The following is a 13,641-nucleotide window of genomic DNA, read 5'->3' on the forward strand; positions in this document are numbered from 1 at the left end:
CAGCTCTGCCCACCCCTCCGCCCCTGTGGTCGCCCGTGTCCCTACCGCTCGTCCCGTACGCCCGGGGCCACCGGCTCCGGCCCTCGTGAGGCGGCCGAAGCGGGTGCGTTCGACTCGGGCGCGATCGGCTCGGGCGCGGGGGACTCGGGAGCGGTCCGCTCCGACGTGGCCGGCTCCGGCCCGGTGCGGCGCAGATAGGTCTCGGCCTGCCAGATCGCCTCACGCGCCGTGCGCTGCCCCATCAGCACACAGAGGGTGTACGCCACGTCCTCAAACCGTCTGCGCGTGGGCTCGTCCAGCGGGTCGGCGAGCACCAATCGCTCCCAGGACCGGTAGCGGCCCAGCAGATCGGCGACCAGGTTTCTGTCCGGTAGCAGCATGTGCACCACTTCCCGACTCGTCTCCGCTCGCTCACCCGGGTCTCACGGGCCCGGGTGGGCGAGGACGGCGTGTCCGGGGACCGGTGGGGCGCCGTGGGCGGCGAGCCGTCGCGGACAGCGTGACGCCAGTCCCCCACCCGTCATTGTCGCTCCGCTCCCCCGTCGCCGCATCCGCACGCCGGGGGCGGCCGTACGCGTACGGTCCGCGGACGTCAGTCCTCTCCCCTGGCCAGGGCCAGCAGCCGGTCCAGGACGCGCGGGCCGCCCGCCCGCACCCCGTCGTGCTCGAACTCGTCCGTCACCCAGGTGCGCAGTCCCCGGATCGCCCGCGCGGTGCGCAGGGAGTGCTCGGTGTCGACATACATGTCGTCGTGGTAGACGGCCGCCGCGACCGGCACCTCGTTGGCGGCGAGGCGGGCCGCGTCGTACAGCGGTGCCCAGTCGGTTCGAGCGGCCAGCAGGTCCGCGGTCTCGCGCAGCGGGCGCAGGGCCGGGTCGGTCTCGAAGTGCCAGGGGTGGACGCTCTCGCCGGTGAAGTACAGCGGTGCCTCGCCGGCCAGCGTCTTGGCCGCGTCGAACCGGGCGAACTCGCCGCGGATCCGCTCGGCGGCCCACTGGGTGGGGTGCTCGTCCTGGGCGTAGATCGCCTCGTGGAGCACGGCGTACAGCGGATGGCCCGCGTACGACAGCGCCGCCGCCACGCCCTCCTGGAAGGCGTCCGAGAGCGCGGGGCCGCCCGGGGTCCGTACGAAGGCGTTCTCCAGCAGGTAGTGCAACTGGTGGCTGCCGTCACCGCCGCCGAGCATGATCCCCAGGGACTGGAACGCCTCGGGCGTGAGGACGTATCCGCCGGCCAGCACGGTGCGGTGGTCCGTCAGGTGCTCGGCGATCCGCCGGGCCCGCGCGATGTCCTGCGGGTAGCGCGCGTAGTGGGCCTCCACCTTGCGCGCTATGCGCGGATAGGCGGCGCGGTAGACCTCGTCGGCCGTGGCGTCCAGCGAGGGAAGCCCGCCGGTGATCAGCACGGTCTCCAGGCCCTCGGGCGCGGTGGAGAGGTAGCGGGTGGCGCAGAAGCCGCCGAAGCTCTGGCCGAGCACGGTCCAGGGTGCCCCGCCGGTCAGCCGGGGGCGGATGCTCTCGCAGTCGCGCACGATCGAGTCGGCGCGGAAGTGCGCGAGGTAGTCGGCCTGTTCGCGTGGGCCACCGCGGTGCGGGAGGGTCTGCCGGTCCGCCGGGGTGGACAGGCCGGTGCCGCGCTGGTCGAGCAGCAGCACGCGGAACTCCTGCAACGCGCGGCCCAGCCAGGCCTGCCGGCCGATGAAGCGGCGGGCGCCGAAGCCGGGCCCGCCCTCCAGGTACACCAGCCAGGGCAGCCGGGCGTCCGCCTTGGCACTGGCGACGACCTCGCGCGCGTACAACTCGATGTGCTCGCCGGTCGGGTCGTCGTGGTCCAGCGGCACCTCGAAGTAGTGGTCGGTGAGGACGACGCCGGGCTGACGGTAGCTGGTCAATGCTGCTCCTGTTCTGGTCCGCCCCGGTGGGGGGCGCCGGCACCCGGACAGTTCAGCACACGGCGGCGGGTCGGCGGCACCCCGCCCTGTCCGTACGGCGCCCGGCCGCCGGACGCGTGACTCGGACGGTCCCACCCGTGTGCGCGGCACCGGGGCCGCTCCTAGCGTGAGGCCATGATCCGGTTCGAGCAGGTCGGCAAGGTCTACCCGGACGGGACGACGGCCGTGCGGGACCTGTCGTTCGAGGTGGCCGAGGGCGAGCTGGTGACGCTGGTGGGCCCGTCCGGCTGCGGCAAGACGACCACGATGATGATGGTGAACCGGCTGCTCGAGCCCACCGCCGGGCGCGTCCTCGTCGCGGGCCGCGACGTCCGGGGGGCCGATCCCGTCCTGCTGCGCCGCGGTATCGGCTATGTCGTCCAGCAGGGCGGGCTGTTCCCCCACCGGACGGTACTGGACAACACGGCGACCGTGCCCGCCCTCATCGGCTGGAAGCGCGCCAGGGCCCGGGCCCGCGCCGCCGAACTGCTCGACCTCGTGGGGCTCGATCCGGCGGTGTACGGGCCGCGGTACCCGGCGCAGCTGTCCGGCGGGCAGCGCCAGCGGGTGGGGGTGGCGCGCGCCCTGGCCGCCGATCCGCCGGTGCTGTTGATGGACGAGCCGTTCGGCGCGGTGGACCCGGTGGTGCGTGAGCGGCTGCAGAACGAGTTCCTGCGGCTCCAGGCGACGGTGCGCAAGACCGTGCTGCTGGTGACGCACGACATCGAGGAAGCGGTACGGATGGGTGACCGTATCGCCGTGTACGGGGAGGGACGCATCGAGCAGTACGACACGCCGGCGGTGGTGCTCGGCGCGCCCGCCACGCCGTACGTCGCCCGGTTCGTGGGGGCGGACCGGGGCCTGAAGCGGCTCTCGGTCACCGCGGTGGAACCGGTCGACCTGGAGGAACCGCCGGTCGCCAGGACCGGCGAGCCCGCGCGGGAGGCGGCGGCGCGGATGCGCGCGGAGGGGGCCCGCTGGGCGGTGGTGCTCAGCGACAGCGGCGAACTGCACGGGTGGGTCTCGGCGGACGCGCTGGCAGAGGCGGGCGAGCGGGGGCCGGTGGGGGGTCTCGCCCGGCGGATGGACGCGTGGGTGCCGCTCGGGTCGCCGCTGAAGCAGGCGTTCGGCGAGATGCTCCAGCAGGACGCGGGATGGGTGGCGGTGCTCGACGGGGCGCGCTTCCTCGGGGTGCTGACGCCGGCGAAGCTGCACGAGGCACTGCGCCGCTCGGTCGACGCGGACGCCCGGGGCGTCGGGCGCGACGAGGTCGACTTCGACTCGGTGTCGGACGCGTAGGGCGTGATGCGAACGTCCCGCCCCGCCGGGTCCGCGGATTGCGGCCGCCGGTCGGGGGCACGCGTAGTCCAGCGGGACCCGGCGCGGCGGCCGGGTCCCGTTTCCTCGTGCCCCCTCCCTCGCCCCCCGCGGGCCCACCACGGTCTTCTGCGACCCCGCCGGGCGGTCGTACGGTGACATCCGCCCCGTGTTTTCCGGCGATCCGCTCTTCTTCCGACCGAGGTGGTCCCGCATGGCCCAGTTCGACCTGCCCGTCGACGAACTCCGCGCGTACCGGAGCCGATCCGTGGAACCGGAGGACTTCGACCAGTTCTGGGAAAAGACGCTCGCCGAGGCGCGCGGACACGACCTCGGTGCCCGGTTCGAGCGCGTGCCCACGACGCTGCGGACGGTCGAGTTGTTCGACGTGACGTTCGCCGGATTCGACGGGCACCCCGTCAAGGGCTGGTTCGTCCTGCCCGCCGGCACCCGGGAACCGCTGCCGGTGGTCGTCGAGTTCCTCGGCTACGGCGGCGGCCGCGGCCTGCCGCACACGCACCTGCTCTGGGCCTCGGCCGGATTCGCGCACTTCGTGATGGACACGCGCGGCCAGGGCGCGGGCTGGAACGGCGGGGACACCCCCGACCCGGTGGGCAGCGCGTCGTCCTTCCCCGGCTTCATGACCCGGGGCATCGAGGATCCGCACGCCTACTACTACCGGCGGCTGTTCACCGACGCCGTGCGTGCCGTGGAGGCCGCCCGCTCCCACCCGCTCGTGGACGCCTCGCGCACGGCCGCGCTGGGCACCAGTCAGGGCGGTGGTATCACCCTCGCGGTGGGCGGTCTGGTGCCGGACCTGGCGGCCATAGCCCCGGACGTGCCGTTCCTGTGCGACTTCCCACGGGCGACCACGATCACGGACCGTCCCCCCTACCGGGAGATCGGCAACTACCTCAAGACCTACCGGGGCAGAACGGAGACCGCCCTGCGCACGCTGAGCTACTTCGACGGCGTGCACTTCGCGGCGCGCGGCCTGGCTCCGGCGCTGTTCTCGACGGCTCTGGAGGACCTGACCTGCCCGCCCTCCACGGTTTTCGGGGCCTTCAACGCCTACCCGCACCAGGACAAGTCGATCGAGGTGTACGACTTCAACGACCACGAGGGCGGCGGGCCGTTCCAGCAAGCCGCCCAACTGGAGTGGCTGCCGGGGCGGTTGGCCGCCTGATCCCTCCGGGGCGGATCGCCGGCGCGGCCGTGCACGGCACTTGACCGGAGGGCCGGACCAACTCTAGGTTTCCGGCAGGGAAAGCGCTTGCTACCACGGAGCGCCGTCTCCGGGAAGGCATGCCCGCCCCGGGGACGCCCGGCTGTGCGCCGTCACGGGACCTGACGGCCGCTCACGGCGCGACACCCCCACACCCCGGCCCCGCCGCCGTCCGTCCGGGGCCGGCCGCGGGGCCGGTCACCACGGGTTTTCTCCCCCGCCTCGTACGAGCGCCCGCCGAAGCGCTCAGCCGGGCGGAATCAGCCGGACGGGATCAGCCTCTTGGCCTCCAGATAGCCCCTGGCGACGTCCTCGGGCAGCCGCCGCCACCCGTCCACCTCCTCGTTCATCCGGGCCAGGTCCCGGGTCGTCAGTACGGTGTTGAGCCGCTCCAGCGCCCCGGTGACGCCCGCGCTCCCGGCGCGGGCCCGGTTGACGACGGGCACGATGTGGTCGGCGTTCTGCAGATGCCGGTCGTCCGCGAGGAGCACGAGGCCGAACTGGTCGAGCGTCGCGTCCGTGGTGGTGGTCAGGACCATCTGGTCCTGACCGTCCCGCACGGCCTTCTTGGCCGGGGTGGTGCCCACGCCCTTCGGATCGATCGCGGTGACATGGATGCCGTACGCCTTTCGCAGGCCGGGCGCGCAGTAGGGCCGCCGTACGCATTCGTCGCCCGCGGCCAGCCGTACCGGCAGCCCCGAGCGGCCGAGGTCGCCGAGCGTCCTGAGCCGGTGCTCGCGCGCGTACGAGGCGGCGACGGCGAAGGCGTTCTGGTCGACCGCCCGGCCCGGCGGGAGGACGGTCAGTCCGCGCGGGGCGGCCAGCGCGCGCAGGGCCCGCATCGTGGTGGCCAGGTCCGGCGAGCCGACGGGTGCGGCGTCGGGGCCGTGGGTCCTGGCGTTCAGCCAGTCGGCGAAGGTCGCCGCGTACTCGGGCACGACGTCGATCCGGCCGCTCTCCAGGGCCGGCTCGTAGATCTCCCGGTTGGTGACGGACAGCAGGCGGGTGTGGTAACCGGCCCGGTTCAGCAGGAGTGCGTACAGCTGGGCGAGGACATCGCTCTCGGTGAATCCGGCCGAGCCGATCGTCAGATGTCCGCTGTCGCCGGGTGACCCGGTGATCTCGCCCCGGTTCTCCAGGGACGGGCCCGTGGCACAGGCGGCGCAGGCGAGCAGCAGGCACGCGACGACGGTACGGACCCGCGGTGGCCTCCTCATCACCCCGGTCCTCCCCCGGCCCTCCGGCCGGCCGGGCCCGGACCGGCCCGGTGCGGGGCGAGTCCCCGCGCAGCCTCGAAGACGCCCTCCACCAGCAGCGCGAACAGCGCGACGAGCACAGCCCCGGCGACCACCTGCGCGGTGTCGGCGAGACGGAATCCCGCGGTGATGATCCGGCCGAGGCCGCCGCCCCCGACCAGGGCCGCGATGGTCGCGGTGGCCACCAGCTGGACGGCTGCGATCCGTACGCCGGTGAGGATCAGCGGCAGGGCGAGCGGCACCTCGACCCGGACCACGAGCTGACGTGCCGTCATACCCAGCCCGCGGGCGGCCTGGACGACCTCGCGGTCGACACCTCGTATCCCGGCGTACGCGTTGGCGAGCACCGGCGGGATCGCGAACAGCACCAGCGCGACGACCGTGGGCCACTGGCCGTACCCGCCGAGGGGGGTGAGCAGCAACAGGACGAGCACGGCGAACGTGGGGACGGCCCGGCCGGCGCCCGACACGGTCACCGCCAGCGCGCCTCCCCTGCCGAGATGGCCGAGGACGAGCGCCACGGGCAGCGCGAGGGCGCAGCTGAGGGCGAGGCAGACGGCGGTGAGGTAGAGGTGCTCGATGAGCCGGTGCCCGATGCCGTCCTCGCCCGCCCAGTGCGCGGCGGTGGTCAGCCAGGACCAGGCCGCGCCGAGCACGGTCACGGCGGCGTGCCCCGCGCCCAGGGCGTGAGCAGCCGCTGGAGCGCGAGCAGCAGCAGGTCGGCGACGACGGCGAGGAGGACGCAGAGCACGGTGGCGGTGAGCACCTGTGCCTTGAAGAAGGTGTTCATGCCGGCGTAGATGAGGTTCCCGAGTCCGCCGTAGCCGACGATCGCCCCCAGGGTGACGAGGGAGACCGCGGAGACCGCCGCGATCCGCAGCCCCGCCATGGCGGCGGGCAGCGCGAGCGGCAGTTCCACGGCGAGCAGCAGCCGGAGGTGGCCGTAGCCCATGCCCCGCGCGGCCTGCCGGATCTCCTCGGGCACGGAGCGCAGTCCGGCCAGGAGATTGCGTACGAGGAGGGTCAGGGAGTAGAGGACCAGCCCGGCGACCACGAGCGAGGCGGACAGCCCGTACACCGGCAGCAGCAGCGAGAACATGGCGAGCGAGGGGACGGTGTAGAGGACGGTCGTGAGCCCCAGCACGGGCCCGGCCAGTCCCCTCCAGCGGCGAGCGGCCAGGGCGAGGGGCAGGGCGATGAGGACGGCGAGGGCGAGAGCCGCCGAGGTGAGCTGGAGGTGCTGGAGCACGGCGTCGCGGAGGATGCCGCGGCGGCTTGTGAGATAGGCGCCACAGATCCACTCGTTGCGCGCGAGGCAGTCGTCCGGGGGCGCGGTCACCCGTCCATTGCAGCCGCGTTCCCGGGCCGCCGCGCGCCGTACTGGCCCGTACGGGGGCGGTGCGGGGGCGGGCGGGGCGCCCGGGGCGATGACGGAACGCGGTGCCGTGCGGTCCCGGGGCGGCCCCGGGACAGCATGCCCCGGGGGGCGTGTGCGCCGGGGCCGAGGCAGGGCCGACCGGGCCGGGGACCAACCGTGCGGGGCCACTGCCGGGGGCCACCTCCCCCAAGCTCGCCGGACCGGGGCCGGGCGGTCCGGGGCCGGTGATCCGGGGCGGGAGCGGGCAAACCGGGACCAGGGCGGGGAACCTGACCGGAGCCGGGCAGGCTCGGACCGTAGGCGGGCGGGCTCGGACACCGGGCCGGATGAGCTCCGGCCGGGAGCGGCCGTTCCCAAGGCCATCGGCCCCGGGCCCACCCGGCCGGTGGCCTACTCGACCGGCCGGGCCCGGCAGCGGCCCCATGGGCCTCGGGCCGGGCTGCCACGGCCCCAGGGGGCCCCGACGCCGCAGGACAGGGCCGTCTTGCCCGGCAGGGCAGCCCCCGGGGACACTGAGGCGTTCATCCACACCTCGCGACCCAGGAAAGCAGCCTGACCCCTCATGCATGACCAGATTCCGTCCGACACATCAGCCAAGGCCGCGCCTGGAAGGGGGACGACCGAGGAGCCGCTGGCCGCCGGGCTCAAACAGCGCCATCTGACCATGCTCGGACTCGGCGGTGTCATCGGGGCCGGGCTCTTCGTCGGGTCCGGGGCCGGGATCGCGCTGGCCGGGCCGGGGATCGTCGTCTCGTATCTGATCGCGGGCGTGATCGCGATGTGCGTGATGCGCATGCTGGGCGAGATGTCGGCCGCGATGCCGGCGTCGGGGTCGTTCTCGGTGCACGCGGAGCGGGCGCTCGGCCGGTGGGCCGGGTTCAGCGTGGGGTGGCTGTACTGGTTCCTGCTGGTCGTCGTACTCGCCGTGGAGGCGACGGGCGCGGCGCAGATCGCCAATGGCTGGGTCCCGGCCGTTCCGCAGTGGGCGTGGGTGCTGGGCTTCATGGTGCTGTTCACCGGGTCGAACCTGGCGGCCGTGCGGAACTTCGGCGAGTTCGAGTTCTGGTTCGCCGCACTGAAGGTGTTCGCGATCGTCGCGTTCCTGGCCCTCGGGCTGCTCGCGATCTTCGGGGTGCTGCCCGACACCGAACCGGTCGGCCTCGCCAACCTCACGGATCACGGCGGCTTCCTGCCCGGCGGCTGGCAGGGCGTCGTCTCCGGCGTCCTCGCCGTGGTCTTCGCCTTCGGAGGACTGGAGGTCGTCACGATCGCGGCGGCCGAGTCCGACGACCCGGTGCGCTCGGTGGCCCGGGCGGTGCGCAGCTCGGTCCTGCGGATCCTGTTCTTCTACGTCGGCTCGATGCTGGTGATCGTGACCGCCCTGCCGTGGACGGCGCAGAAGGCGGGGCTGAGCCCGTACGTCACCGTCCTCGACAGGATCGGTGTCCCCTCCGCGGGGCAGATCATGAACATCGTGGTGTTCGTGGCGCTGCTGTCGGCGCTGAACGCCAACCTCTACGGATCTTCCCGCATGATCTTCTCGCTGGCCGAGCGCGGCGAGGCGCCGGCGTTCCTGCTGAAGGTGAGCGGGAGCGGGGTGCCCCGGCAGGCGGTCCTCGCGTCCGTGGCCTTCGGCTTCGTCTCCGTCCTGCTCAACCTGAAGTGGCCGGACTCGGTCTTCCTCTACATGCTCAACGCGGTGGGGGCGGTGCTGCTGTTCGTGTGGGCCCTGATCGCGGTCTCCCAGCTGCGTCTGAGGCGGCGGATCGAACGCGAGGCCCCGGAGCGGCTGGTCCTCCGGATGTGGCTCTTCCCGGGACTGACCTGGCTCACTCTCGCCGCGATGGCCGTCGTCTTCGTCCTGATGCTGACCGACGACACGGCACGCCCGCAGCTGCTGTGGTCCCTCGGCGCGTCGGCACTCGTGCTTGCGGTGGCCGGACTCCGGGAGCTGCGCGCGCGGCGGGGCCCGGTCAACTCGTAGGCGGCGGGGCCGAATCGGCGGCCTCACACGCCGTACCGCATACTTGTCGCCAGATGACGCGCGGCCGGACGCTGAGCCCGGTGCCGCCCGCGTCGGCACGGGAAACACCAGCTGGAGGTCTGACATGGCGAGCGACGGAAGCGGTTCGAACCGGATCGACACCAGCAGGCCGCACCCGGCCCGGATGTACGACTACTACCTGGGCGGCAAGGACAGCTACCTGGTCGACCGGGAGGCGGCGGAACAGGTCGTGTCCCTCTACCCGGGCATCAAGGAAGGCGCCTGGCTCAACCGGGCGTTCATGCACCGGGCGGCCCGCAGGCTGGCCGGCCTGGGGGTGCGGCAGTTCCTCGACATAGGCACCGGCATCCCGACCGAGCCCAACCTCCATCAGACCGTGCAGCGGGTCGCGCCCGCCGCACGGGTCCTGTACACGGATTACGACCCGATCGTCCTGCGGCACGCCGAGGCTCTGCTGCGGGGCACGCCCGAAGGCCGTATCGAGTACGTCGAGGCCGATGTCCGCGAGCCCGCGAAGATCCTGGCCGCCGCCCGGGAGTTCTTCGACTTCGAGCAGCCCGTCGCGCTGTCCCTGGTGGCCCTGTTGCACTTCGTCTCCGACGAGTACGACCCCATCGGGATCGTCAACGAACTCCTCACGCCCATGGCCCCCGGCAGCTACGTCGTGCTCTCCCATGTCACCGGGGACTTCGAACCGGAGACCTGGGCCCGCATCGTGGATATCTACCGCAACGCCGGAACCCCGGCGCAGGTGCGCTCGCGCGAGGAGTTCCTGCGCTTCTTCGACGGCCTGGAACTGCTCGAACCGGGCGTCACGGTCGGTCCGCTGTGGCACCCGGAGCCCGGCTCCGTCAAGAGCGGTGACGAGAAAGTGCCGTTGTACGTGGGCGTGGCCCGTAAGAACTGAGCGGCGGACGCGCGCCACCCGCCGCGCACCGCCCGCCGCGTCCCGTTCGCCGTACCCACCCGGCGGCGACGGCACAGCTTCATCGGCCATACTGCCTGTCGTGGAGCAGAGCATAGGTCCTATCACCCCGCCCCTGCACAGCGCCGGGACCGATCCCGCGTACATCCCCGGCCTCACCGCACCGCGCCCCGCCGCGGTGCCGGAACCGGACCCCGAACAGGAGGTGGCCGAGCGGCGGCCCGACGACAGCGACACACCCGAGGCTCAGCGGGAAGAGCCCGACGAGCGGGATCCCGGCGCCGAGGAGCGGTCCGACGGCGCGGACGGCCCCGGCCAGGAGCCCGGGGGGCCCGAGCCGGACGGGAAGGGGTCCCGCGGCGAGGAATCCGCCACGGAGGAGGGCACCGGGCCCGCCTTCGAGGTCTCCGACCGGCGCGCCGCGATCATCGCGGACCGGACCGGCGTCACCTTCCGGCTGGACGGCGAGGAGGCCGAGTTCGGCTGGGACGAGATCGGCGCGGTCGAGGTCGACACCCCCAGATTCGGGCGCAGGTTCGCCGTCACGGTCTACACCGGGCCCCGCCGGTGGTACGAGGTCGATGTCGAGGCACCGGCCAGGCGTCTGCTCAAGGAATGGACGGCGGACCTGGACGCGGTTCTCGACGCCTACTTCGAGGATGACCGGGAGGACGACCGCGAGGGCGGCGAACGGAACGACGGGCGGGGCGACGACCAGTCAGCCGATCAGGACGCGAATCAGGACGGCGCGCCGAGCGCCGGCCGGAAGAGCGACCGGAAGGACGAGATCTCGTAGGACGGGGCCCCGTCAGGCGATTCGGCGTCGAACCGGTTCGCGTGGCGGGGCTTCGCAGGGCGGAGCCCACAGGCCCTTGCCCGAACGTCCGCGCCGGTTCCCGGGCCCTGCGCCACGGCCCGGACCACGCGCGTGACGCCGTCGGTGGCCCTGGTGGCGACCCGCCGGTCCGGCACACGTGGGCCCGGCACACCTCTCCGCTTCGGTGTGCCGGGCCGACGGCCATCAGGCCCTGTCCGAGGCGGCCTTGTCCGTGGAGGAAGGAGCCGCCGGATCAACCGTCGGCCTCCGGTGGGCCGTCGCGCGTGCCGCGCGCCGCAGCCCGGCCCGGCGCAGGGCCAGGCCCATGCCGACGAGGCCCCGTACCGGCCAGGCGGGCCGCCGGGCGGCGAAGGCCGCGCGCAGCCGGTCGTCCAGCAGTGCGTTCGAGGCCATCCGCACCACGGGTGCCAGCGCGCCGGGGAACCGGTCGGTCAGCAGTGCCTGTGTCGCGCCGTACAGCCGCTGTCCGTCCTCGGTGCGGGCGAAGACGCGTTCTTCGTAGTCGTCCATCCACCGGGCGAAGTCCGCGTACGAACCGGGCACCCCCGTCAGTTCCATCCGTTCGGCCAGTCCGGCGTAGAAACGGTGGGCCGCGTCCTTCTCCTCCTCGGTGGTGCGGCGCCAACTGTGCCCGTCGATCCACCGCAGTGGGGCGACGCAGAACGCCGCGAGGACGTAGACGAACTCCTCCTGACCCACCGGGAGCCGCGCGTGCAGCCGGTTCAGCGCGTCGATCGCGGCGCGGCCCCGCGGTGTGTCCAGGCCGTGCTCGATCAGGGTGTACATCAGCTCGCCGGTGGCCTTGGCCCGCACCCGGGGCCGGGAGACCATCTTGCCGGTGCCCGTCAGTACGGCGGCGATGGACGGTACGGCGAAGGTGCGGTAGAAGCCCAGGTTCAGTCCGAGCCGGAGGTCGTCGGCGAAGTCGACCAGTGCCATGTGCCGGTAGACGGCGTGTGCCCGGCGCTCGTCCTCGTCGGTCCTCATGCGCTCGACGGTCCTCTCCCCTACGGCTGCCGGCCGCCGACGAGCCGTCACCGGACGGCGGCGACCACCAGCATATCCGTGGGGCCGGAGCGTCGGACGCGGCCCTCGGGGCACTCCGGTCACTCGGGGAACCCCGGTCTTCGCCCGCGTCCCGCCCCCGGGCAGCACATTCGTCGACGTCCATACCGAACGCCTTTCCCCCGGCACCTCGAAACAAGTGTTCACTCAATGACCAGATTGACACCTTGACCCTTCCCTGACTCGAGAACAGACTCGCGGCAGGCGCCACGAGTCGGCCGGCCCGCCGCAGGACCAGGTCCGCGCCGCGTTCGACGCCCGGGTCACGGCGCACGCCCCGACGGCGCGGATGGCGGCGCGCTCTCGGCGGCCGCATGGCTCGGTGACCTTCGCCGGGTACGAACTCGACGGCGTCCGGCAGGAGTTGACGTTCCCTCGGCAGCGACGACAAGCCGGACCTGAACGTGGGCGACCTGGTCGAGTTCGCCGACACGGCCTCCTTGAGCCGGGGCGAGCCGCTGTCGCTGCCGCGGGTCGAGGAGGTCGGCCCGCAGGGGTGGCGCGTGCGGCTCTCCGGAGAGCCCGATCCGCCGGTGGGGCGGCGCGCCGCGTGTCGAGGAGGGCCGGTGGCTGCCGCTGGAGGACGGTGTCCTCGTGTGCTCCGAGCCGGCCGTCCCCGGAGGCGAACGGCACGGACAGCGGCCCGCGAACTGACCCAGCAGCGTACGCTCGGAAGGAGCCACCACGATGGCAACGCCCCTGACCGCCGACAAACTGCTCAGAGCCCTGCGCGACGAGGGGCTCGAGGTCGTCGAGCACCGAAGCTGGCGCACCCACAACCGCAACCACAAGGGTGTGTGGGGGCCGGTGAACGGTGTGATGATTCATCACACCGTGTCCTCGGGCACTCGGAGTTCGGTGGAACTCTGCTACAACGGCCATTCCACTCTGCCGGGCCCGCTGTGCCACGGCGTGATCGCCAAGGACGGTTCGGTCCATCTCGTCGGCAACGGCCGGGCCAACCACGCCGGCCTCGGCGACGACGACGTCCTGCGCGCGGTGATCAACGAATCGGCGCTGCCGGCGGACAACGAGGCCAACACCGACGGCAATCGCCACTTCTACGGTTTCGAGTGCGTCAACCTGGGCGACGGCAAGGACCCGTGGCCGACCGCCCAGCTGCTGGCGATCGAGAAGGCCGCCGCGGCGGTCTGCCGCGCACACGGCTGGACCCAGCGCTCGGTGATCGGTCACAAGGAATGGCAGCCCGGGAAGATCGATCCGCGTGGCTTCACCATGGACTCGATGCGCGCCAGAATCGCGGGGCGCCTCGGTCGCAGGCCGGACGGCCCGCCGCCGGCCGGGCCGAAGCCCCCGGCGCGGTACGAGCCGTTCCCGGGAGCCGCGTTCTTCGCGGCCGGCCGGCGCAGTGCCGTCATCACGGCGATGGGCAAGCGGCTGGTCGCCGAGGGCTGCGGACGCTACCAGGTCGGTCCCGGCCCGGAGTGGACGGAGGCCGACCGTACGTCGTACGCCGCGTGGCAGCGCAAGCTCGGCTACTCGGGAGGCGACGCGGACGGGATCCCGGGCAAGGCGAGTTGGGACAAGCTGAAGGTGCCGAACGTGTGAGACGGCACTGTACGGGGATTCTGGAGGCGGCCCGCCACACCTTCGCCGAGCGCGGTTGCACACAACCGCTCACCTCCTGGTGGCGATGCGGGAGCGCAGTGCCGCTGTCCCCCGGTCCGTGCTGTCCCCCGAC

At 73.0% G+C, this 13,641-nt stretch carries 12 protein-coding genes; 6 read left to right on the forward strand and 6 right to left on the reverse strand.

Annotated features, from left to right (window positions below; genetic code table 11):
- Positions 1-41 precede the first annotated feature (41 nt).
- Positions 42-380 (reverse strand): DUF5133 domain-containing protein, encoded by a 339-nt coding sequence (locus tag ACU6P3_RS01705; protein WP_447195578.1) that lies wholly within the window; start codon positions 378-380, stop codon positions 42-44.
- A gap of 212 nt (positions 381-592) precedes the next feature.
- A complete protein-coding gene (locus tag ACU6P3_RS01710; RefSeq protein ID WP_447195579.1) occupies positions 593-1,891 on the reverse strand; it encodes an alpha/beta fold hydrolase in 1,299 nt (432 codons plus the stop codon).
- A gap of 174 nt (positions 1,892-2,065) precedes the next feature.
- On the opposite strand from ACU6P3_RS01710, the gene ACU6P3_RS01715 reads away from it, so the two are divergent.
- On the forward strand, positions 2,066-3,229 hold the full coding sequence (locus ACU6P3_RS01715) for an ABC transporter ATP-binding protein (protein WP_447195580.1): 1,164 nt from the start codon (positions 2,066-2,068) through the stop codon (positions 3,227-3,229).
- A gap of 232 nt (positions 3,230-3,461) precedes the next feature.
- Positions 3,462-4,433, forward strand: a complete 972-nt coding sequence (locus ACU6P3_RS01720; protein ID WP_447195581.1) for an acetylxylan esterase — start codon at positions 3,462-3,464, stop codon at positions 4,431-4,433.
- Between the two features lie 299 nt (positions 4,434-4,732).
- On the opposite strand, the gene ACU6P3_RS01725 is transcribed toward ACU6P3_RS01720, so the two are convergent.
- From ACU6P3_RS01725 to ACU6P3_RS01735, 3 genes are read right to left on the reverse strand one after another with little or no spacing between them, the layout of a single operon-like run.
- Complete coding sequence (locus ACU6P3_RS01725) at positions 4,733-5,689, reverse strand: ABC transporter substrate-binding protein (RefSeq protein ID WP_447195582.1); 957 nt, start codon at positions 5,687-5,689, stop codon at positions 4,733-4,735.
- The gene (locus ACU6P3_RS01730) at positions 5,689-6,390 is read right to left on the reverse strand and encodes an ABC transporter permease (RefSeq protein ID WP_447195583.1); all 702 of its coding nucleotides are present in this window, start codon (positions 6,388-6,390) and stop codon (positions 5,689-5,691) included. The genes ACU6P3_RS01725 and ACU6P3_RS01730 overlap by 1 nt, the downstream gene beginning before the upstream one ends.
- A complete protein-coding gene (locus ACU6P3_RS01735) occupies positions 6,387-7,067 on the reverse strand; it encodes an ABC transporter permease (protein WP_447195584.1) in 681 nt (226 codons plus the stop codon). Before ACU6P3_RS01735 ends, ACU6P3_RS01730 begins: the two co-directional genes overlap by 4 nt.
- 601 nt (positions 7,068-7,668) lie before the next feature.
- Here ACU6P3_RS01735 and ACU6P3_RS01740 point away from each other — a divergent pair.
- The 3 genes from ACU6P3_RS01740 (at position 7,669) to ACU6P3_RS01750 (ending at position 10,832) form a co-directional block, all read left to right on the forward strand.
- Positions 7,669-9,090 (forward strand): amino acid permease, encoded by a 1,422-nt coding sequence (locus tag ACU6P3_RS01740; RefSeq protein WP_447195585.1) that lies wholly within the window; start codon positions 7,669-7,671, stop codon positions 9,088-9,090.
- A gap of 124 nt (positions 9,091-9,214) precedes the next feature.
- Complete coding sequence (locus ACU6P3_RS01745) at positions 9,215-10,018, forward strand: SAM-dependent methyltransferase (RefSeq protein WP_447195586.1); 804 nt, start codon at positions 9,215-9,217, stop codon at positions 10,016-10,018.
- A gap of 100 nt (positions 10,019-10,118) precedes the next feature.
- Positions 10,119-10,832, forward strand: a complete 714-nt coding sequence (locus tag ACU6P3_RS01750) for a hypothetical protein (protein WP_447195587.1) — start codon at positions 10,119-10,121, stop codon at positions 10,830-10,832.
- 225 nt (positions 10,833-11,057) lie between these two features.
- Here the strand turns inward: ACU6P3_RS01750 and ACU6P3_RS01755 are convergent, their stop codons facing one another.
- Complete coding sequence (locus ACU6P3_RS01755; RefSeq protein WP_447195588.1) at positions 11,058-11,861, reverse strand: oxygenase MpaB family protein; 804 nt, start codon at positions 11,859-11,861, stop codon at positions 11,058-11,060.
- A gap of 765 nt (positions 11,862-12,626) precedes the next feature.
- On the opposite strand from ACU6P3_RS01755, the gene ACU6P3_RS01760 reads away from it, so the two are divergent.
- Positions 12,627-13,508, forward strand: a complete 882-nt coding sequence (locus ACU6P3_RS01760; RefSeq protein WP_447195589.1) for a peptidoglycan-binding protein — start codon at positions 12,627-12,629, stop codon at positions 13,506-13,508.
- Positions 13,509-13,641: the final 133 nt, after the last annotated feature.

Source organism: Streptomyces hebeiensis (assembly GCF_052983195.1).